This window comes from uncultured Brevundimonas sp., from assembly GCF_947305955.1.
Taxonomy (GTDB): domain Bacteria; phylum Pseudomonadota; class Alphaproteobacteria; order Caulobacterales; family Caulobacteraceae; genus Brevundimonas.
Map to the genome: position 1 here is coordinate 16,141 of NZ_CAMZFB010000030.1, position 19,219 is coordinate 35,359.

The following is a 19,219-nucleotide window of genomic DNA, read 5'->3' on the forward strand; positions in this document are numbered from 1 at the left end:
CTTACTCAGGTTTTGAGTTGTCCTCATGTGCCCGCCGCCTTGCGGCGCGCCCATGAGGACGCTTGGCCCCTACGCTCGCCCCGCGGGGGCTCGCTGCTTGAGGGGCTTGTTCTTCCCCTAACACTTGCCGCGCGGCGGCTCGTTACTTGAGGGGATTTCCTTTCCCCCATCGGTCGCGGCGCGGGCTGTGCTGGCGCATGAAAAAGGCCAGCGGTGGGGTGCCGCTGGCCTTCTTTGTCGGTGGTGGTGTCTTTTACTTCCGCAGGCCGAGGAGGCCGCGCCAGCCCTTGCTGGTGAGGAGTGCGACGTCGAGGAGGGCGAGGGGGAGTGGCGTGGTGGTGGGTGCCGCGATGAATTTCGGACGCCAGACGGGGCCGAACTTGCCCTTGTAGGATCGCAGGCCCTGGAAGCCGTAGATGGCGTTGGCCTCTTCGAAGATCAGCGCACCGACGCGGGCGAAGACCGGTGATGTTCTGCGGTCCTCCAGACCCGACAGCGGGGCCATGCCGAGGTCCAGATGGTCGATGCCTGTCTCGCGGCACCATTGGGCCGTGCGGGTGAACAGATAGTCCATCACCCCGTGCGGGCCGTCGGGCACATAGCGCATCAGGTCGATCATCGCTTCCTTGTTGCCCGCCCCCATCAAAAGGTTGGCAAAGGCGACCATGCGGCCCTGTTCACGCACCACGGCAATCGGGGACTGGTTCAGATAGTCGATGTCGAAACGGCCCATGGAGAACTCCTTCTCCGAGCCTTCGGCATTATCGATCCATGCGTCGGAGACGGCCTTCAGCTCATCAGCCACGGCTTTCGCCTCACCGGGCATCAGGACCGTGAAGACCGAGCCTTCACGCTCGGCGCGGTTCACGGCGGTTCTCAGGTTCTGCTTGCCCTTGCCCTCGGTAGAAAAGCTGTGGGTCGGCACCACGGCGGCCTCGCCGACCTTGCGCATGGCAAGACCCATGGTCGCCAGATCGGCCAGTACGCGCTCGCTGATGGAGTAAAAGACCGGCGCGCCACCATAGCTGTCAGCCAGTTCGGCAAAGGTCCACAGCAGCTCCAGTCGCTCGGACACCAGACCTGCCGGTTCGCTCATGGCGATCCAGCGGCGCCCGCGCACGCGATAGGCCAGAAAACTGTAGCCCGACGGCGAAAACAGCAGAGCCTTGTCGCCCAGCAGAGCCAGACGCGCCTCGGGCGGGGCGACCTCGGCTTGTTCCAGTGCGATGCGTGCTCGCTCGATTTCTTCAGCGGTAGCCGGACCGTGGCTGCGTGCCCCGGGGGCCGAAAGCAGAGAGCGCAAGGTGACCGCGAGGGACAGGACGGACAGCACCGCACCCGCACGCAGGAAGCCCGACGCCTGACTGTCCGTCAGGAAGGTCCACCACAGGGCATCGTCATAGGGTGTCTCGCGATAGGCAAAGAAGCCCAGCCACAGCATGGCGATGACGGCGGCGGCCAGCATCAACAGCCATGCGGGGCGCAGCGGCTCGCCCAGACGCGAACGCCGGTTGAAGGCCGAACGGCACGGCCACATCAGGGCGGCGGCCACCAGCATCTCTGCGGCCTGCATCAGGTTCAGCCCCTTGAGCACGGCAAAGATCGCCCCGACGATCAGCGCCACCAGAGCCGCATAATAGGCCCCGCGACGGCGCCGCCACAGACCGGCAGAGATGAACAGCAGCAGGAAGCCGGTGACGCTGGCGGCAAAGTGGCTGAGGTCGATGACCGCAGGCTGGGCCCAGCGTCCAAGCGTGTTCAACCTGTCCGAAAATTCGGGTGTCACAGCCGACAACAGCATCAGCCCGCCCAGCAGGAAGCTGGCGGCCGCAAACAATTGTGGCGTCAATTCGTATGCGAGACTCCCGAGTCTGCGAGCGATGCGGGGGAGAGTCCGGCTTTTTTTCTGGGTCATACGCTGTGTGAGTGGTGAAGAGCGGCCGTGCCGTTCTTTTTGCCCATGATGGGCGATGTGGGGGTCATTTCGTGGCGAATGCAACAAAGGTTTACACGAGGTGTTCACCTTTTTGCGAGCGCCAAGGCTCGCCAATCGAGGAGTTCGATATGATCCGCAAGACCGCTTTGCTTACGACTGTTGCCGCAGCCCTGGTAATTGGCGCTCCGGCCCTTGCCCAAGAGCAAACCGCGCCCGAACAAACCCCGACCGAGGCGACCGCAACTCCAGCTGAACCGCAACGTCTGACCCTGACGCCGGGCTCGACGGTCAAGGGCAGCGACGGTGCTGCACTGGGCCAGCTCGTGGGTGTTCAAAACGGTGCATCGGGTCAGGAACTCACCGTGCGCGGTGCCGATGGCCAAGTCCGTCCGGTCTCGGTCGCCGGTATCCATCAGGAAGGCGCTGAAATCGTAGTGGCCGCAACCTCGGCCGACTTCCAGTCCGCGACCCCGATCGCCTCGGACGCCCCGGCTGATCCGGCTGCGGATACGACTGCAGACCCGGCCACCGACGGTAGTGCCGACACTCCGGCCGACGAGCCGACCAGCGAACCGGCTGATGAAGATCCGAATGCCTGATACGGTTCGTAATCCGGCATGAAAAAGGGCGACCCGCGTGGGTCGCCCTTATTCGTTGCGCACGACGTTTTAGCCGCGCTTCTTGATAAGGTCGAGCAGGAACAGGAGGATGACCGCGCCAACCGTGGCGATGATAATACCCCAGATCCAGCTGCCAGAAGCATCAAAGCCGAACACATTGTTCGCCAGGAAGCCACCGAGCAGCGCGCCGATGACACCCACGACCAGATTGGTCAGCAGACCATGATCACGCTTCATGATCTTCTCGGCCAGCCAGCCGGCCACGATACCGATGATGATCCAGGCGATGAAACCGAAGCCACCCATGCGTTTCTCCTTATAGTAGCGAAGCCGTTTGCCTCGGCTAGCTAATGCGTAACCGTGATCTCGGTTGCCTTCCGGACTGTTTCTTATTGTCAAGGTTAATGCGGCACCGCCCTTGCTCTGCTTGTGGTGGAGGCTGGGATTCCCGTCCTCCGGGTTTCACATTGGGACAGCGGGAAGGTGCCGTGGCTACAGATTTGGATCTACATATCGGACGCCGGTTGAGACGCCGCCGTCGTGTTCTGGGTCTCACCCAACAGCAGTTGGGCGAGCGGCTGAACATCCGTTTCCAGCAGGTGCAGAAGTACGAATGCGGGGCGAACCGCATCTCTGCCGCACGGCTGTGGTATCTGGCGGCGGCACTCGAGACGGACGTGGGCTATTTCTACGACGGGTTCGAAGCCCCTGTGGCTGCGCCCCGCATACCGTCAGAGTTGTACGGCGAAGACGACACCGTGGTGAAAATGGTGGGTCGTTAGGACCGCTGCGACCCACTCGCCTCTCGCCGTAATGCTATGCGGCGTGTAAGGCAGGCGCATGACCGAACTCGAAGCCTTCGCCGTTGAGCTTGCCCGCATCGCTGCGTCTGTCAGCCTCCCGTTCTTCCGCACGGATATGGAGGAGGTAAACAAGGCCGCACCGGGAAGCTTCGATCCCGTAACCGAGGGCGACCGCGCGGCGGAACGCGCCATGCGCGAGGCGATTTCGGCCCGCTATCCCGACCACGGCATTATCGGGGAAGAGTACGGCGAGACCCGTCCCGATGCGGAATATGTCTGGGTTTTGGACCCCATCGACGGCACGCGGGCCTTTATCTCGGGCCTACCGGTATGGACCAATCTGATCGGTCTGCGACATCAGGGCGTGCCGCTGATCGGCATTGTCGGCCAGCCCTATATCGGCGAGATTTTCATCGGCGGCCCCAGTGGTGCCCGCCTGATCACGCGGGACGGCGAGCGCCCGCTCAAGACCCGCCGCTGCGATGAACTGGCCAAGGCCGTGGCGGCGACGACGGATGCGGATATCTTCCTGGGCCAGGACCGCGAGGGCTGGGAGCGCCTCAAGACCTCGGTGCGCCTCGCCCGTTACGGCTGTGATGCCTATGCCTATGCCATGGTGGCCGACGGGCGGATCGACCTTGTGGCCGAGAGCGAACTGAAGGTGTGGGACTGGACCGCGCTGATGCCGCTGGTCACGGCGGCGGGCGGTAACTTCGTCGGCTGGAACGGGCAGGCACCGACATCGGCGGACGGGCGGGTACTGGCGGTCGGCGATGCCGCGCTGGTCGAGCCGGCTTTGAAGGCCCTTAACGGATAAGAAAAAGGGGTGGCCGATTGCTCGGCCACCCCTTTTCATTGGGACGCTGTCTTTAGCGCGGTTGGGGACGACCGGCCGCGATAAAGGCACCGATGCTGTTGTAGGTGACAGCGGTGCGTTGGCCGTCACAGACGACGCCCTTCACATAGTCATCCAGGCTGTCGCGCACGATCGGCTCGAACTCATAGTCGTTCTCGATACGCTCCTCTTCGGAACCATCGGCACCGATATAGATTTCCAATCCGGTCTTGGACTGGCGGGCCGAGCAGCGGAACAGCATTTCGGTAAGCGAATGGGTTTGGTCGGAAGCATCGCCGGAGCTGGGCACGCGAGCCAACATCACGCGGCTGACGCCGTCGCTCTGGGTGATCGCATTCACGTCCAGCATGAAGACGGTGGCGCTGCTGCGGGAAACCACGTTCCAGCTCGGGCCGGTTGTGGCTTCGGCCGGAGCGGCAGCGGGGGCGAGAATTTCTTCCTGTGCCTGCGCCATCGGGGCAGCCATCAGGGTCAAAGCCATCAACGACAAGGAAATCATGGTGAGTTCTCCCATTATGTCGGGCGTATTTTGATCAAGGCATGGGCTTTTGCAATGGTGTGGCTTGATACCGTCGATGTTTCGCCGTCTTCCTTGGACACGGTAGGGGAATGACCCGCTTCAGTTTCGTATCCCTGTTGATCCTGTTGATCCTGTTGGCCGCGTGGGTGGCCTCTCCGACGCTGGCTCAGGCGCAAACCGCACAGAACAATCGCTCGGTGGCGGCACTGGCCGCGACATGGCCGACGGCAGAGTTCGCCTCCAACCACATTGTGGTTCAGGTGGTAGGCGAGCAGAACGGTCCCGATATCGTCCTGATCCCCGGTCTGGCCTCCACATCCGAGGTCTGGGGCAAGATCGTTCCGGCATTACAGGGACGCTATCGGCTGCATCTGATCAATGTGCGGGGCTTTGGGGCCTATCATGCCCAAGGCAATGCCACGGGCGTACTGGGGTCTACCGTCGCCTCGGAGATTGAACGCTATATCCGCACCCAACAGATGGTGACCGCCAACAGAAAGCCTGCCCTGATCGGCCATTCCATGGGCGGTCAGGTAGCCCTGCGGATTGCTGCCGATATGGGTGACGATATCGGGCGGGTGATGGTGGTCGACTCCTCGCCCTTCTTCCCCTCGCTGATCAGTCGCGGAGCCACCCGTGCCGATGTCGAGCCTTTGGCACGACTGGCCTATCAGGGCGTGCTGCTGATGGGCGACGACATGCTGCGCAGTGCGCCCGCGCGCATGGGCTTAGAGCTGGGTGAGGGGGCTGACCGCGTCTTCAACGGACTGGGCTGGCAGGGCGGGGATCGCCGCGTGCTGGCGCAGGGTGTGTTCGAGGTGCTGACCACAGATCTTCGCCACCGCCTGCCCCAGATCACGGCACCGGTCACGGTGGTTTATGGCTGGAGCGCGGATGCCAGCAGCCCCCGCGCTGTTGTCGATGACCTGTTCCGCTACAGCTTCATGAACCTGAACACGCCGGCGACCTTCCAGCGGATACAGGGCGCGGAACACATGGTCATGATCGACCAGCCCCGCGCCTTTGAACGCGCGGTGCTGGCCTTTCTGAGATAGCCGGTCAGTTCGCGGCCAGTTGGCGGATCGCAGCCTTCAGGGCCGCGTCGTCCAGCGTTTCCAGCGGCAGCGGATGGTCGGGCGTATGCGGCTGGTTATGGCCGCGCTCACGACCGCGATAGACCTTGATCGGGATGGATAGGCCGGACAGTCCGCTGGGCAGTTCGGTCTCGCGGATTTCCATATAGAGGGTGTCCGCAGAGGTCTCTGTGCCGATCTGTATGCCGCCTGCGGCCTTCCACACATCCACCGCGTCCAGACAGGCCGATACGCACATATAGTCGGTCAGGATGAAGACCTTGCTGCTAACCGGTGACGTTGACGGGGCGGGCGATTGCGCGGCCTCGCTTTCAAAGGTTTCGGTCCAATAGGCATCGCCGCGTGCGATGGCCTCGCCCATGCCCACTCGAGCCTCGTCGAGGAAGGCGATGACCTCGTCGGGGGCCTGTCCCTTCAGGATGTCATGGATTTCGCCAAGATAGGCGTGGTTGGCTGTCGAAGCACGCCAATCGACGGCCTGCGATGATTTCGGCGCGTGGTGTTCCAGCCATGCCTCGCCCCACAAAGTCCTGGCCATGCGCTGGCTCCAGCTGGACGAGCCGCCGCGATTGCCGCGCAGGTCAAAGACCACATAGGGGGCGGATCGCAACTCGTCCTGACGGGCGGCCATCCCGTCCAACACGGCATTTAGCGAGCCGAAGGATGCCGATTGCGGGTTGGCGTCAAAGGTCGGGGTGGCGATCCAGAAGCCGCCGTCGTCAAGGCGGGTCAGATGGGCCTTGGTCGCAGGCACGGCTGCGGCAGCGGTTTGTGCCTGTTGAAGCTCGTCGCCGCCGACGCGCCATTGCAAGGCATAGGCGCGGCTTTGTCCGTCAACCTCGAAGTCGCATTGTGCGGGCAATGGGGCAAACGGATTGCCTTCGTCGATGAAGAGTAGATCGCCAAAGCGCTGGCGCTGGGCCTTCAGGAACCAGCGGCCACGGAACTGGCCGAGGCGCTGGGAGGCCAGTGCCTCGGCGGGCACGCCATCACAGGATACGAGTTTGGACCCCGCTGGCGGCATGTCGGCACCGGCCTGCGTGGTCGTCACGACAATATCGTCGCCCTGATAGGCAGTCAGGAAACCGGGCCAGCGACGTTCATAGGCGCTGGTGACCTTGAGCGAGGCGAAGACGTGGGCGTCGTCAAAGCTGGCGACATAGCCTCTGATTGCCCACCACCAGCCATCCATGGAGGAGGTCTGGGAGGCGCGAGCCAGTGCTGTGTTCAGCCCTTCATCCAGTTGGCGGCGAAAGTCCGGATTAAGCGGGTCGTACGGGCCGGGGTGGCTGTCCTGCAGGGCGGCGTGAATGGCCGTCGCGTCCTGACGCAAGGTGTCGGCCCAGTCACGATCCTGTCCGTCCGAGGCATGGGCGTTGTGGCCAACGGCCATGGCTGCAAACGCCATGAGAGGAAGTGCAGATTTAAGCTTCATCACCCTGTCCCCATTGGAATTCCATCGTTCTGCCAAGCTTTGACTTTGCCGATGGCCGGATTCAAGTTGGGATTTGGTAATGTTAGGGACGGGTGGGCTGTCTGCGGGCGATAGCGGAAACCCCTGACCGCAGTTGTTCCTCGGATAGGGTTTCCAGCGGCATCCGGTGTTGCGGTGTATGCGGCTGGTTATGGCCGCGATACCGGTCGCGATAGACCTTCATGGGAACGGTGACGGTCGCCAGCCCGCTAGGCAGGTTGGCATCGCGCATTTCCATATAGACGGTGTCCGCAGAGGTTTCCCGTCCGATCTGGATCGCCCCTGCCGCCTTCCACAGATCGACGGCATCCAGACAGGCCGAGGCACAGCTATAGTCGGTCAGAACCAGTATCCGACCCGTTGGCAAAAGAGCTGTGGGGGCGCGGTCTTCGGCCACCTCGCGTGAGGACGTTTGTCGGTAATACATTTCGCCATTGGCCAGTGCCGCTTCCATGCCGCGAATGGCATCGACCGCATAATCGCGCACCTCGTCAGTGGTCCCTGCCTCATCCAGAGAGGACAGGAAGGATTTGAACTCATCGACATTGGCTTGGGAGGCCCGCCAGTCGACGCCCGAAGACGGCGGAACGCGGTGGCCTTCTACCCAGTCTTCTCCCCAAAGGGCGCGCGCCATGTTGAGGGACCAGATTGAAGAGCCGCCGCCATTACCCCGCACATCGAAAACGACATAGGGCGCGGACCGCAGAAGGTTCTGGTTCCCCTCCATTTGGGCGACAAGTGCGTTCAGGGCCTCGAAATTGGGGCCTTGGGGATTGCTGTCAAAGGTCGAGGCCGAAATCCATATCCCGCCGTCATCCAGCGTCTGCATGCCGATGTTGAAGGGCGGTGCCTTGACCATGGTGTTGCGGATCTGGCTGAGTTCGCTGCCGCCGTCGCGCCACTCTAGCGAATAGGATTGGACCCCGCCGTCGTGTTCGAACCGGCATTCGCGCATTTCTTCCTGCCAGGGATTCTGGGCGCTTAGGAAGGTCCAGTCGCCGAAGGCGGCGCGCTGGGCTTCCAGTGACCAGCGGCCCCGGTATCGTCCCACACGCTCCTGCGCCAGAGTCTCGGCATCGACGCCGTCGCACTCGATCAGTTTCGCACCGAGCGGGGGTAGGTTCGCCAATGTGTCCGAACGGGCGACGATGCGCTGCTCAAGACCCTGATAGCGGGTGAGGAAGCCGGGCCAGCGGACGGGGAAACCCCAATTGCCCACCGATGACAGGATCACATGGCCGTCGTCGAAGCCGGATACATAGTCGCGCAAGGCCCACCACCAGCCACCCTTGGTATTTGTCCGGGAGGCCCGCTCTAGAGCCAGTGCGAGCCCTGCGTCCAGTTGCTCGCGGAACTGCGGATTGAGGGTGTCATAGCTGCCGGGATGGCTGTCCAGCATGACGACATGGATGGCGCGGGCATCGGCGTCCAGCTTCTGCGCCCAATGCGGGTCATCGTCAGGGAGACTTTGGGCCATGGCCGGCGCAGTAAAACACAGGCTGGAGATCGCCCACGCAAGGACACGGCTTTTCATAGGACCCTCAACACGCTTCCCTCAGACGGGTCAAACTCCTGAACCTATGAAACGTTCAGGAGGGCCTCCAGCACGGCCTTGCCATAGCGGTCCAGCTTGCCTGCGCCGACGCCGCTTATGCGTCCCAGTTCGGTTTGGTCACGCGGACACTGGATGGCGATTTCCACCAGCGTCTTGTCGGTGAAGATGACATAGGGCGGGACCGCCTGTTCCTTGGCACGGTCGCGGCGCCACGCCCTCAGGGCTTCGAAGCGGGCGCGGACATCGCTGTCGAGGCTTTCCATCGGCAGGTTGCGGCCCACATTCTTGCGCGGCTTTTCGATGTGGGTGCGGGCGGGCGGCTGTTTGACCCTGACCTCGCGCTCGCCACGATAGACGGCACGCACGGCTTCGGGATCGCCCAGCTTCAGGATGGGATAGCCATCGGTGGCCTCTTCCACCAACAGGCCCTCGAACATCAGATGGTCGAACACATCGCGCCAGCCGAGGATGGTCAGGTCCTTGCCGATGCCGAATGTGGAAAGGGACGTCTCCCACGCGGCATTGTCCTTGGCCTTGCCGATCAGGTGATCGACCACGCGGGTGCGCCCGAAACGCTCGCCCAGACGCTGGACAGCCGCCAGTGCCTTTTGTGCGGGGACCAGCGCATCGAAGGTCATCGGCGGCTCGCCGCAGATATCGCAGCAGCCGCACGGCTCGGCGGTGGTTTCACCGAAATAGCGGCGCACGGCCTGCGGGCGGCAGGTCGCACCGTCCAGCATGGCAAACAGCTGGCGCACCTTGCGGGTCTGGACCTGTTTGACCTCTTCGGCCATCGGACGCCCTTCGAGGCGGCGCAGCGACCACGCGATGTCGGACGGACCAAACAGGGTGATACCCTCGGCGGGTTCGCCATCGCGGCCCGCGCGGCCCACCTCCTGCCAATAGGCTTCCAGACTGCCGGGTGGATCGCAGTGGATCACATAGCGCACATCGGGTTTGTCGACGCCCATGCCAAAGGCGATGGTGGCGACCATGACCGCGTCTTCCTCGTTGAGGAAGCGGTCAAGGCGGATGTCGCGCTCCTTGTTGTCGAAGCCCGCGTGATAGGAAATGGCGTTGATGCCGCGATCGCGCAGGAGTTGCGCCAGACGGTCACAGCCGTCGCGGCTGCCGCAATAGACCACGCCCGAACGGCGCGGACGCTCGGCGACCAGTTCGACCACGCGCTCGTCGTTCTTGGCCCGCGAGCCATTGCTCTTGCGCTCGGCCGACAGTTGCAGATTGGGGCGGGCAAAGCTGTCCACGAAGACGCGGGCATCTTCCAGACGGAGCGATTTGACGATGTCGTCGCGGGTTCGCGCATCGGCGGTGGCGGTCACGGCGACACGCGGCACACGCGGGAAGATTTCTGCCAGACGGCCCAGATTGCGATAGTCGGGTCGGAAGTCATGACCCCACTGCGACACACAGTGGGCTTCGTCGATGGCGATCAAACTGATCGGCAGTTCGGCCAGACGCTCAAGCATCGATCCGGTCGCCAGACCTTCGGGCGAGACGTAAAGCAGGTCCAGATCACCCGAACGGGCCTCGCGCCAGACGGCGTTTCGCTCGTCCAGCGACAGGCCGCTGTCGAGGCGGGCGGCATTGACCCCCTGCTGTTTCAGGGCCTCGACCTGATCGGTCATCAGCGCAATCAGCGGCGAAACGACCAGACCCACACCGGGGCGCAGGATGGCGGGGATCTGGTAGCAGACGCTCTTGCCGCCGCCGGTCGGCAGCACGGCCAGAGTGTTACGACCGCCCAGAACCTCTTCGATCACCTGCGCCTGAAGGCCACGAAAATCCTTGTGGCCCCATACCCGCTCCAGAAGCACGCGCGCATCATGCAGGGTCGGCGACGGGTCTTCGTAAGCGGCGGGATCGAACATGGGTGCTGTCTGCCACTATTCGGCGCGCCCTGTCATCCTGCGCTAAAGGCGAAGAGGCAGAAGTGATCGCGACCAACGCCGACTGTCGCCTATGACGCGCGAAACCATTATAGGGCAGCGCATGAACAGCCTGATCTATGGCCGCCCGCCCGCCGTATTCGACCCGCCCTCGTCGGCCCAGCAGACCTCTCCGCTCATTCCCGGATCGATGGCGCTGGAAGACTGTGCGCCCGCGTCGGCGGATGACATCACCCTCTATGCTCCGCCCGGTGCGATCGAGCGCCGCTATGTGCTGGCTCTGGCGCTCCGCGCGCTGAAGGTCGGCGGCAAGCTGGATGTCATGGCACCCAAGGACAAGGGCGGCTCGCGTCTGGGCAAGGAGTTGAAGGCTTTCGGCCTTGAGTTCGCCGAGACGGCAAAGGCCCACCATCGCCGCGCCATCATCACCCGCCCCGAAACTGTCGAGGGTCTGGACGAGGCGATCAAGGCCGGTGCCCCGCGCATGGTGCAGGGGCTGGAGGCATGGTCCCAGCCGGGCATCTTCGCGTGGGACCGTATCGATACGGGCACGGCCCTGCTGGCCGATGCGCTTCCGGCGCTGAAGGGCAACGGCATCGATCTGGGCTGTGGCTATGGGGCCTTGGCCACGGTGGTGCTGCGCTCGCCAGCCGTCACCTATCTGCGGATGGTCGATATGGACCGCCGCGCCATCGAGGCTGCCAAGAAGAATATCACCGACCCCCGCGCCAGCTTTGAATGGGCCGATGTGCGTCTGCTGGATGCCGCAGGCACCCTTGATTTTGTTGTCTCCAACCCGCCTTTCCACGATGGCGGTATCGAGGACAAACGTCTGGGCCAGAAATTCATCCGCAAGTCGGCGGAACTGCTGAAAAAGGGCGGGGTGGCATGGATCGTCGCCAACCGTCACCTGCCGTACGAGAACGACCTCAATGAGGTGTTCAAGCGCGTGAACATGGTCGCCGATCAAAACGGCTTCAAAATCTTTGAAGCGGTGAAGTGACCATGGCGAAAGTGCCGACATCTCGCGTCGACAAGCTTCTGTCTTCCATGGGCTATGGTTCGCGCAATGAAATGGCGCGGATGGCCAAGGCGGGCGGCATCATGCTGGACGGCGAGGACCTGACGGATGTGACCAAACGCATTCCCGTCACGCCCGATCTGCCGTCACGCATGGAGATCGACGGTGAGCCGCTGGATCCGGTTCAGGGTCTGGTGATCCTGCTGAACAAGCCGCTGGGCATGACCTGTTCGCACAAGGAGGACGGGGCGCTGGTCTATGACGTGCTGCCGGAACGCTGGCTGCGCCGTGATCCGGCGATCTCGACCATCGGGCGTCTGGATAAACAGACCTCGGGCCTGCTGCTGCTGACCGATGACGGCGACCTGCTGCACCGTGTCATCAGTCCCAAACGCCATGTGAAGAAGACCTATCGCGCCACGCTGGCCCGCCCGCTGAATGGCACCGAGGGGGCCTTGTTCGCGTCCGGCGAGCTGATGCTGGAAGGCGAGGACAAGCCGCTGGCCCCCGCCGAACTGGAGGTGGTGTCGGAAACCGAGGCCCTGCTGAGCGTGACCGAAGGTCGCTATCATCAGGTGCGCCGCATGTTTGCCGCCACGGGCAACCATGTCGAAGCCTTGCACCGCGAACGCTTGGGTGGGTTGGTTCTGCCTGATGACCTCGCACCAGGGGAATGGAAACTGCTCAATGCGGAAGAAGTGACGCTCATTTTTGCAGGGGGCTGAATAGGTCTGCCGGAACGACCTGTCTTGTCGTACGCTGTTCTTCGAAGAGAAACGACAGGAACGACAGTCATGAGTTCATCTTCCAAGCGCGCACTGGATCAGGTCGAGCAGCTTCTAGTCGATCAGACAAAGTCCCTTGAAAGCTTCACGCACCGCGAACTGACCGAACTGGCCCACCAGCTTCGCAGCCGACGCGAGCGCGTCCAGCGCATGATCCGTCAACGCGCGCGCGACGCGCGCCGCTCCGGCAAGGCCAATCCCGATACGGGCGCGCATGAGAAGAAATCACTGCTGGTCGAGGCGATTGACCGCGTGAACAGCGTGCTGGCCGAGCGTGCGGCCACGCGCACCGGCCCGAGCGAGGCCTCCAAGCCCGCATCCAAACCCAAGGCTCCGGCGAAGGCCACCGCAAAGGCCGAGGCCAAACCGGCAGAAAAGCCCGCCGCAAAGTCGGAGGCCAAGCCCAAAGCCCCCGCGAAGGCTGCGGCCAAGAGCGCCGACAAGAAGCCTGCCGAAAAAGCAGAGAAAAAGCCCGCTACGGCCAAGAAGCCAGCGGCCAAGAAGAGCTAAACCTCTTTTGCGGATGCAAGCGGCCTTGACCTGAGGGTCAGGGTCGCGCACCCCGTTATCCATGACCGAGGTGAAGATCTGCGGGCTGACGACGCCCGAAACCCTGAAGGCCGCTGTGGATGGCGGTGCTGCCTATGTCGGGGCGGTGATCTTTCCCAAAAGCCCGCGCCACATAGAGCCCGAGGCTGCAGGCCCTTTATTCGACATCGCACGCGGGCGCACCGCCATTGCCGCGGTGGTGGTCAATCCTGACGATGACCTGTTGTCGCGCATTGCCGAACACCTGAAACCCGACTTCATCCAGCTTCATGGTGCCGAGACGCCCGAGCGTGCCGCCGAAGTGCGTGCCCTGACGGGGGCGGGCATCATCAAGGCCTTGCCGATCCGCGAGGCCGCCGACTTTGACGCCGTGCCCGCATGGCGTGATGCCGCCGACATCCTGCTGTTTGATGCCAAGCCGCCCGCAGGGGCCGATCTGCCGGGGGGTGTGGGGCACAGCTTTGACTGGCGGCTGATCGCGGACCGGTCATTTTCGGCAAAATGGTTTCTCGCAGGTGGGCTGGATGTGGCCAACATCGGTGAAGCCTTGCGCGTGACCCGCGCTCCTATGGTTGATGTCTCCTCTGGCGTTGAGAGCGCGCCGGGTGTTAAGGACATCTCCCTGATCCATGAATTTCTAGAGGCCGCGCGCCGGTCCTGATTTCGACGTTTTCCTTCCCGTAGATTGCTGACGTGAACGCACCCCTGACCAACACCTACGCATGGCCCGACGAACAGGGTCGCTTCGGCCCCTATGGCGGACGCTTTGTGCCCGAAACCCTTATGCCGCTGATCCACGAGTTGGACGCGGCCTATAAGGCGGCCAAGGCGGACCCGACCTTTCAGGAAGAGCTGGACGGCTATCTGAAATACTACGTCGGCCGCGAAAGCCCGCTGTATCATGCGGAGCGCCTGACCGAGCATTTCGGCGGGGCGCGGGTGTGGCTCAAGCGCGAGGACCTGAACCACACGGGCGCGCACAAGATCAACAACTGCATGGGCCAGATCCTGCTGGCCCGCCGCATGGGCAAGACGCGCATCATCGCCGAGACGGGCGCGGGCCAGCACGGCGTGGCCTCGGCCACCGTCTGCGCGCGCTTTGACCTGCCGTGCACGGTCTATATGGGCGCGGTGGACGTCGAGCGTCAGCAGCCGAACGTCTTCCGCATGAAGCTTCTGGGGGCCGAGGTGAACGCCGTGACGGCGGGCGCCGCGACCTTGAAGGACGCGATGAACGAGGCCATGCGTGACTGGGTCACGAACGTGGCCAACACCTATTACATCATCGGCACGGCAGCCGGTCCGGCTCCCTATCCGGAGATGGTGCGCGACTTCCAGTCGGTGATCGGCAAGGAAATCAAGAAGCAGTCGATGGAACAGATGGGGCATCTGCCCAATGCTGTCGTCGCCTGCATCGGCGGTGGCTCCAACGCCATCGGTGCCATGCACCCGTTCGTCAATGACGAGGGCGTGCGCCTCATCGGCGTTGAGGCCGCAGGCCACGGTCTGGACGTGGACAACGGCCACGCCGCCTCGCTCAAGGGCGGGCGTCCGGGCGTGCTGCACGGCAACCGTACCTATCTGCTTCAGGATGCCGACGGCCAGATCCTCGAGGGTCACTCCATCTCGGCAGGCCTCGACTATCCGGGCATCGGTCCGGAGCATGCGTGGCTAAACGACCTCGGTCGTGGCGAATACCGCTCGACCACGGATGACGAGGCGCTGGAAGCCTTCCAGATGATCTCCAAGCTGGAAGGCATCATTCCGGCGCTGGAGCCGTCGCACGCCCTGGCGCGTGCGGGCGAGATTGCCCGCGAAGTGGGTAAGGGGGGCGATATCGTCGTGGTGCTGTCCGGTCGGGGCGACAAGGACATCTTCACGGTCGCCAAACACCTTGGAGTGGAGTTGTAACCATGATCGCACTCGTCTCGGCGCTGGCCCTCGTGGCCGCGCAGGCCGCCCCCGCCGCCGCTGGCCCCGTCAGCATCGCCCCGACCGATATCGAGGTGAAGGCTCCGGCTGTCGTCTCGCCCGACTGCGGTGGTCTGTTGTCCGCTCCGGCCTTCTGTGTGACGGCCCGCATGGACCAGCTGGGCGGCGTGGCCGACGCCTATATCGAGGACTTCAAGGCCAAGGGCTGGATTCCGGCCGATGGCGACGACAACCGCGTCATTCTGGTCAAGCGCCGCGAAGGCGGTGGCTGTGACGGGATGCAGATGGTCGCCTTCTTTGACACCTCCAAGCCGCAGGCTGCCGAAGAAGCGGCCTATCTGGGCTTTGCCATCATTCCGGGCGACGTCTGCGCCGCCCCTGAAGGAACCAATCCGTGACGACTGCGCGTATCGATGCCCGCTTTTCCGAACTGAAGGCCCAAGGCCGTGCGGGTTTCATTCCCTATGTGATGACAGGCGACCCGTCGCGTGACGAGGCGCTGGAAATCCTCAAAGGCCTGCCGGCTGCCGGTGCCGATATCATCGAACTGGGTCTGGCCTTTTCGGACCCGATGGCCGAAGGCCCGCCGATCCAGCGCGCAGCGCTTCGCGGTCTGAAGGCCGGTATGACGCTTCGCGGCACGCTCGACCTCGTGGCCGAGTTCCGCAAGACCGATACGACCACGCCGCTGATCCTGATGGGCTATCTGAACCCCGTCGAATCCTATGGCTATGTGCGTTTTGCCAAGGAAGCCGCCGAGGCGGGTGTAGATGGCCTGATCGCCGTGGACTGCCCGCCGGAAGAGGCTGGCGATCTGGCGGCGGCCATGGATGCCGAACAGATCTCGCTGATCCGATTGGCCACGCCGACGTCGGATGATGCGCGTCTGGCCACCATCGTTCAGGGCACTTCGGGCTTTGTCTATTACGTCTCCGTCGCGGGTGTGACGGGCGTGAAGGAAGCACAGGCCGCCTCGGTCGCTCCTGCTGTCGAGCGCGTACGCAAGGCCTCGGGTCTGCCCGTCGCCGTGGGCTTTGGCGTCAAGACGCCAGAGCGCGCCGCCGAGATCGCCCGTGTGGCCGATGCGGTGGTTGTCGGCTCGGTTCTGGTGGACGAAGTTGCCGCTGCACTCGAGGGCGGACAGTCGGCTGTCACCCGCGTTCTGGACAAGGTTCGCGAACTTTCCACCGCAGTTCGTGGTGCGCGCACTAGTGCTTCCGTTGCGGAAACCGTTTAAGAAGCGCCCATGGTCGATAAGAATTCCGAGAACAAGGCCCGCGGCGGCTGGCTGTCGCGCCTTTCCCCCGGTGTCCGCAAGGTCGTCAAAACCACGGACACGCCGGACAATCTTTGGGTGAAAGACCCCGACACGGGCGAGATGATCTATCGCTCGGACCTCGAAGCCGCGCTTTGGGTCACGCCGTCGGGCCGTCACATGCGTATCAACGCGCCGACCCGTCTGAAGGCCACCTTCGACGACGGCAAGTTCGAGGCCATCGACACGCCCGCCGTGCCGGAAGACCCGCTGAACTTCTCGGACGGCAAGCCGTACAAGGAACGTCTGGCCGCCGCCCGCAAGGCTGCGGGCCGTCCCGACACCATGGCTATCGGCTATGGCAAGATCGCCGGCACCGACGCCGTGGTCATCGTTCAGGATTTCACCTTCATGGGTGGCTCGCTGGGCATGGCTGCCGGTGAGGCCTTCATCACCGCCGCTCAGGAAGCTGTGAAGCGCGGTGTGCCGCTGGTCTGCTTCACCGCCGCCGGTGGTGCCCGTATGCAGGAAGGTGCCCTGTCGCTGATGCAGATGGCCCGCACCACCCTGGCCATTCAGGACCTGAAGTCGGCGCAACTGCCCTATGTCGTGGTTCTGACCGACCCGACCACGGGTGGCGTGACTGCTTCCTACGCCATGCTGGGCGATGTGCATCTGGCCGAGCCGGGTGCCCTGATCGGCTTTGCCGGTCCGCGCGTGATCGAAACCACCATCCGCGAAAAACTGCCGCCGGGCTTCCAGCGCGCCGAATACCTCAAGGACAAGGGTATGGTGGACAAGGTGGTGACCCGTCACGACCTGCCGCAGACCCTTGGCCGCATCCTGTCCATCCTGATGGACGGCAAGCGCAAAAAGGCCGCCTGAGGCCGAAACCTCTAAAGGGAAACGTCGCGTCTTGGACCCGATTTCAGAGCGTCTGAAGGCGCGGCACCCCCAGCGCATCGACCTGTCCCTTGGCCGTATGCAGGCCCTGTGCGCCGCGCTGGGCAATCCGCAGGACCGCCTGCCGCCCGTCATCCATGTGGCGGGCACCAACGGCAAGGGATCGACCGTTTCGCTGATCCGGTCGATCGCCGAGGCCGCGGGCCTCAAGGTCCATACCTATACCTCGCCCCATCTGGTCCGCTTCAACGAGCGCATCCGGCTGGCCGGAGAGCTGATTTCCGATAACCAACTGAACGCCATCCTCGACCGCGTCGAGGAGGCCATGGCAGCAACGGGCGGAGAGGCGACGGTGTTTGAAAGTACCACCGCGGCGGGCTTCCTTGCCATGGCCGAAACGCCTGCTGATCTGGCCATTATAGAGGTCGGGCTAGGCGGTGTGCTGGACGCCACCAATGTCATCGAGCGTCCGCTGCTCAGTGTCATAACCCCCGTCGATCTGGACCACGCGGAGTTTCTCGGCACCGACCTCGCCGGTATCGCCCGCGAAAAGGCGGGGATCATCAAGGCTGGAGCCCGCTGTGTGGTGGGCCGCCAGTCCGAACCCGCCATGGCCGAGATCGAGCGCCGCGCGCAGGCGGTCGGCTCGCCGCTGACGGTCATGGGTGTCGATTTCGATGCATGGTGCGAACGTGGCGCTCTGGCCTATCAGGACCAGACTCGCTTCCTTGATCTGCCCGCGCCTGCCCTGTCCGGCGCGCACCAGTTTGACAATGCGGGCGTGGCGGTAGCGGCGGCTCTGGAACTGGACCTGCCCGAAGAGGCGATCGCCAAGGGTCTGAAGTCCGTCTTCTGGCCTGCGCGCATGCAGCGTCTGACCGCAGGGCGCTATGCCGAAAAGGCCAAGGTTGCCGATGCCGAACTTTGGCTGGATGGCGGGCATAACCCCCATGCGGCGCGCGCGCTCGCCCGCGTTCTGGCCGACCGCCACGCCAAGGCTCCGCGACCGCTGACGCTTATCGTCGGCATGCTGAACAACAAGGATGCGGGCGGCTTCTTCGAGGCGCTCAAAGGACTGGACGCCCACGTCATCGCCGTGCCGTTCGAGGGCAATGCCACAGAGCCGCATGCCTTGGCCGCCGTCGCTCAAGGACGCGGCTTTGGCGCGACGACAGCCGCCTCGGTGGATGAAGCCATGGACCGCGCCTTGGCGCTGGGAGCCGGACGCATATTGATCTGCGGCAGCCTCTATCTGGCAGGCGAGGTTCTGGGCGCTTCTCCAGAGACGTGGCCGCGATAAGGGCTCATGAAAAAGGGCGGCTCCGTCGGGAGCCGCCCTTTTCTATATCCGTTGATCCGCAGATCAGCCGACGCCAGATTCGGCCAGCCATTCGACGATCTTGCCCTTGGGCATCGGACCGACCTTCATGGCGGTCATTTGGCCGTCCTGGAACAGCATCAGGGTCGGAATGCCCTTCACGCCCAGCTTCGACGGGGTCATCGGGCTGTCGTCGATGTTCAGCTTGGCGATGGTGACCTTGTCACCGATTTCGTCCGACAGGGCTTCCAGCGACGGGCCGATCTGCTTGCACGGGCCGCACCATTCGGCCCAGAAGTCCAGCAGCACAGGCTTGGAAGCTTGCAGGACTTCGGTTTCGAACGACTCGTCGGTGACCTTGAGAGTGGCCATGGTGTCTCTTTCTATCAGTGTCGGCGCAAGGCTCGCTCGCGCCTGTCGGTCATGATTTGGGGCAGAAGGCCGCGTTAATCAATGGGCGTTCGGTTCAGCGCCTGCATCAAGATCGCGCTATCGACCGGCATCAGCTTCGGCCCGTCGGTCCACACCAGGGCCGCCTCGACCGTGCGCTCGGGATAGAGCTGGCGCAGGACGGCGGCATAGACCGCAAGCTGGGTCAGATAGGCCGGGTCGACATCCTCCAGACGATCCGGAGCCGGACGATTGGTCTTGTAATCGACCACCAGCACCCGGTCGGGAGTGATGACCAGAC

At 63.6% G+C, this 19,219-nt stretch carries 20 protein-coding genes and 1 pseudogene; 13 read left to right on the plus strand and 8 right to left on the minus strand.

The annotated features are described in order from the left end of the window. Nucleotides 1-253 precede the first annotated feature (253 nt). Entirely contained in the window at nucleotides 254-1,849 is a 1,596-nt protein-coding gene (locus Q0Y42_RS08880; protein ID WP_297802603.1) for a phosphatidylglycerol lysyltransferase domain-containing protein, read from the minus strand. Nucleotides 1,850-2,064: 215 nt separating this feature from the next. On the opposite strand from Q0Y42_RS08880, the gene Q0Y42_RS08885 reads away from it, so the two are divergent. Further along, a complete protein-coding gene (locus Q0Y42_RS08885; protein ID WP_297802605.1) occupies nucleotides 2,065-2,535 on the plus strand; it encodes a superoxide dismutase in 471 nt (156 codons plus the stop codon). 69 nt (nucleotides 2,536-2,604) lie between these two features. On the opposite strand, the gene Q0Y42_RS08890 is transcribed toward Q0Y42_RS08885, so the two are convergent. Continuing rightward, the gene (locus Q0Y42_RS08890) at nucleotides 2,605-2,862 is read right to left on the minus strand and encodes a GlsB/YeaQ/YmgE family stress response membrane protein (protein WP_297802608.1); all 258 of its coding nucleotides are present in this window, start codon (nucleotides 2,860-2,862) and stop codon (nucleotides 2,605-2,607) included. A gap of 182 nt (nucleotides 2,863-3,044) precedes the next feature. Between Q0Y42_RS08890 and Q0Y42_RS08895 the strand changes: the two are divergent. Next, nucleotides 3,045-3,254, plus strand: a pseudogene (locus Q0Y42_RS08895) (helix-turn-helix transcriptional regulator); the annotation flags it as partial. 142 nt (nucleotides 3,255-3,396) lie between these two features. Further along, nucleotides 3,397-4,176 carry a histidinol-phosphatase gene (gene hisN / locus Q0Y42_RS08900; protein WP_297802611.1) on the plus strand — a complete coding sequence of 260 codons (780 nt, stop codon included), beginning with the start codon at nucleotides 3,397-3,399 and terminating at the stop codon, nucleotides 4,174-4,176. Nucleotides 4,177-4,228: 52 nt separating this feature from the next. On the opposite strand, the gene Q0Y42_RS08905 is transcribed toward hisN, so the two are convergent. Continuing rightward, entirely contained in the window at nucleotides 4,229-4,714 is a 486-nt protein-coding gene (locus tag Q0Y42_RS08905) for a hypothetical protein (protein WP_297802614.1), read from the minus strand. A 110-nt stretch (nucleotides 4,715-4,824) separates the two neighbouring features. Between Q0Y42_RS08905 and Q0Y42_RS08910 the strand changes: the two genes are divergently transcribed. Further along, complete coding sequence (locus Q0Y42_RS08910; protein ID WP_297802616.1) at nucleotides 4,825-5,790, plus strand: alpha/beta hydrolase; 966 nt, start codon at nucleotides 4,825-4,827, stop codon at nucleotides 5,788-5,790. A gap of 4 nt (nucleotides 5,791-5,794) precedes the next feature. On the opposite strand, the gene Q0Y42_RS08915 is transcribed toward Q0Y42_RS08910, so the two are convergent. The 3 genes from Q0Y42_RS08915 to recQ form a co-directional block, all read right to left on the minus strand. After that, nucleotides 5,795-7,264 carry a S41 family peptidase gene (locus tag Q0Y42_RS08915; RefSeq protein ID WP_297802619.1) on the minus strand — a complete coding sequence of 490 codons (1,470 nt, stop codon included), beginning with the start codon at nucleotides 7,262-7,264 and terminating at the stop codon, nucleotides 5,795-5,797. An 82-nt stretch (nucleotides 7,265-7,346) separates the two neighbouring features. Beyond that, complete coding sequence (locus Q0Y42_RS08920) at nucleotides 7,347-8,780, minus strand: S41 family peptidase (RefSeq protein ID WP_297802623.1); 1,434 nt, start codon at nucleotides 8,778-8,780, stop codon at nucleotides 7,347-7,349. A gap of 101 nt (nucleotides 8,781-8,881) precedes the next feature. Continuing rightward, nucleotides 8,882-10,747 (minus strand): DNA helicase RecQ, encoded by a 1,866-nt coding sequence (gene recQ, locus Q0Y42_RS08925; protein ID WP_297802626.1) that lies wholly within the window; start codon nucleotides 10,745-10,747, stop codon nucleotides 8,882-8,884. A gap of 121 nt (nucleotides 10,748-10,868) precedes the next feature. Between recQ and Q0Y42_RS08930 the strand changes: the two genes are divergently transcribed. From Q0Y42_RS08930 to Q0Y42_RS08970, 9 genes are all read left to right on the plus strand, one after another. After that, a complete protein-coding gene (locus Q0Y42_RS08930) occupies nucleotides 10,869-11,768 on the plus strand; it encodes a class I SAM-dependent methyltransferase (protein WP_297802629.1) in 900 nt (299 codons plus the stop codon). A gap of 2 nt (nucleotides 11,769-11,770) precedes the next feature. Further along, the gene (locus Q0Y42_RS08935) at nucleotides 11,771-12,511 is read left to right on the plus strand and encodes a pseudouridine synthase (RefSeq protein ID WP_297802652.1); all 741 of its coding nucleotides are present in this window, start codon (nucleotides 11,771-11,773) and stop codon (nucleotides 12,509-12,511) included. 69 nt (nucleotides 12,512-12,580) lie between these two features. Beyond that, nucleotides 12,581-13,081 carry a hypothetical protein gene (locus Q0Y42_RS08940; protein ID WP_297802633.1) on the plus strand — a complete coding sequence of 167 codons (501 nt, stop codon included), beginning with the start codon at nucleotides 12,581-12,583 and terminating at the stop codon, nucleotides 13,079-13,081. Nucleotides 13,082-13,142: 61 nt separating this feature from the next. Further along, nucleotides 13,143-13,781, plus strand: coding sequence for a phosphoribosylanthranilate isomerase (locus Q0Y42_RS08945; protein ID WP_297802635.1), 639 nt, complete (start codon nucleotides 13,143-13,145; stop codon nucleotides 13,779-13,781). 32 nt (nucleotides 13,782-13,813) lie between these two features. Then, entirely contained in the window at nucleotides 13,814-15,031 is a 1,218-nt protein-coding gene (gene trpB, locus Q0Y42_RS08950; protein ID WP_297802637.1) for a tryptophan synthase subunit beta, read from the plus strand. Between the two features lie 2 nt (nucleotides 15,032-15,033). Continuing rightward, nucleotides 15,034-15,450: a hypothetical protein gene (locus Q0Y42_RS08955; RefSeq protein WP_297802639.1), complete on the plus strand. Its 417-nt coding sequence runs from the start codon at nucleotides 15,034-15,036 to the stop codon at nucleotides 15,448-15,450. Continuing rightward, entirely contained in the window at nucleotides 15,447-16,289 is an 843-nt protein-coding gene (gene trpA, locus Q0Y42_RS08960) for a tryptophan synthase subunit alpha (protein ID WP_297802641.1), read from the plus strand. Before Q0Y42_RS08955 ends, trpA begins: the two co-directional genes overlap by 4 nt. Before the next feature lie 9 nt (nucleotides 16,290-16,298). Next, entirely contained in the window at nucleotides 16,299-17,192 is an 894-nt protein-coding gene (locus tag Q0Y42_RS08965; protein ID WP_297802643.1) for an acetyl-CoA carboxylase carboxyltransferase subunit beta, read from the plus strand. A 31-nt stretch (nucleotides 17,193-17,223) separates the two neighbouring features. Then, nucleotides 17,224-18,510 (plus strand): folylpolyglutamate synthase/dihydrofolate synthase family protein, encoded by a 1,287-nt coding sequence (locus tag Q0Y42_RS08970; RefSeq protein WP_297802645.1) that lies wholly within the window; start codon nucleotides 17,224-17,226, stop codon nucleotides 18,508-18,510. 63 nt (nucleotides 18,511-18,573) lie between these two features. On the opposite strand, the gene trxA is transcribed toward Q0Y42_RS08970, so the two are convergent. Both trxA and Q0Y42_RS08980 read right to left on the minus strand, forming a co-directional pair. After that, on the minus strand, nucleotides 18,574-18,900 hold the full coding sequence (trxA, locus tag Q0Y42_RS08975) for a thioredoxin (RefSeq protein ID WP_297802648.1): 327 nt from the start codon (nucleotides 18,898-18,900) through the stop codon (nucleotides 18,574-18,576). 74 nt (nucleotides 18,901-18,974) lie between these two features. Beyond that, nucleotides 18,975-19,219 (minus strand): PD-(D/E)XK nuclease family protein (locus Q0Y42_RS08980; RefSeq protein ID WP_297802650.1); only part of this gene is annotated, 245 nt, incomplete at its 5' end.

Excerpts from the sequence above, each read along its gene's own strand:
- Q0Y42_RS08885 (WP_297802605.1), top strand. The coding sequence starts at position 2,065 with ATGATCCGCAAGACCGCTTTGCTTACGACTGTTGCCGCAGCCCTGGTA.
- Q0Y42_RS08890 (WP_297802608.1), bottom strand. The coding sequence starts at position 2,862 with ATGGGTGGCTTCGGTTTCATCGCCTGGATCATCATCGGTATCGTGGCC.
- hisN (WP_297802611.1), top strand. The coding sequence starts at position 3,397 with ATGACCGAACTCGAAGCCTTCGCCGTTGAGCTTGCCCGCATCGCTGCG.
- Q0Y42_RS08905 (WP_297802614.1), bottom strand. The coding sequence starts at position 4,714 with ATGATTTCCTTGTCGTTGATGGCTTTGACCCTGATGGCTGCCCCGATG.
- Q0Y42_RS08910 (WP_297802616.1), top strand. The coding sequence starts at position 4,825 with ATGACCCGCTTCAGTTTCGTATCCCTGTTGATCCTGTTGATCCTGTTG.
- Q0Y42_RS08915 (WP_297802619.1), bottom strand. The coding sequence starts at position 7,264 with ATGAAGCTTAAATCTGCACTTCCTCTCATGGCGTTTGCAGCCATGGCC.
- Q0Y42_RS08920 (WP_297802623.1), bottom strand. The coding sequence starts at position 8,780 with ATGGCCCAAAGTCTCCCTGACGATGACCCGCATTGGGCGCAGAAGCTG.
- recQ (WP_297802626.1), bottom strand. The coding sequence starts at position 10,747 with ATGTTCGATCCCGCCGCTTACGAAGACCCGTCGCCGACCCTGCATGAT.
- Q0Y42_RS08930 (WP_297802629.1), top strand. The coding sequence starts at position 10,869 with ATGAACAGCCTGATCTATGGCCGCCCGCCCGCCGTATTCGACCCGCCC.
- Q0Y42_RS08935 (WP_297802652.1), top strand. The coding sequence starts at position 11,771 with ATGGCGAAAGTGCCGACATCTCGCGTCGACAAGCTTCTGTCTTCCATG.
- Q0Y42_RS08940 (WP_297802633.1), top strand. The coding sequence starts at position 12,581 with ATGAGTTCATCTTCCAAGCGCGCACTGGATCAGGTCGAGCAGCTTCTA.
- Q0Y42_RS08945 (WP_297802635.1), top strand. The coding sequence starts at position 13,143 with ATGACCGAGGTGAAGATCTGCGGGCTGACGACGCCCGAAACCCTGAAG.
- Q0Y42_RS08955 (WP_297802639.1), top strand. The coding sequence starts at position 15,034 with ATGATCGCACTCGTCTCGGCGCTGGCCCTCGTGGCCGCGCAGGCCGCC.
- Q0Y42_RS08965 (WP_297802643.1), top strand. The coding sequence starts at position 16,299 with ATGGTCGATAAGAATTCCGAGAACAAGGCCCGCGGCGGCTGGCTGTCG.
- trxA (WP_297802648.1), bottom strand. The coding sequence starts at position 18,900 with ATGGCCACTCTCAAGGTCACCGACGAGTCGTTCGAAACCGAAGTCCTG.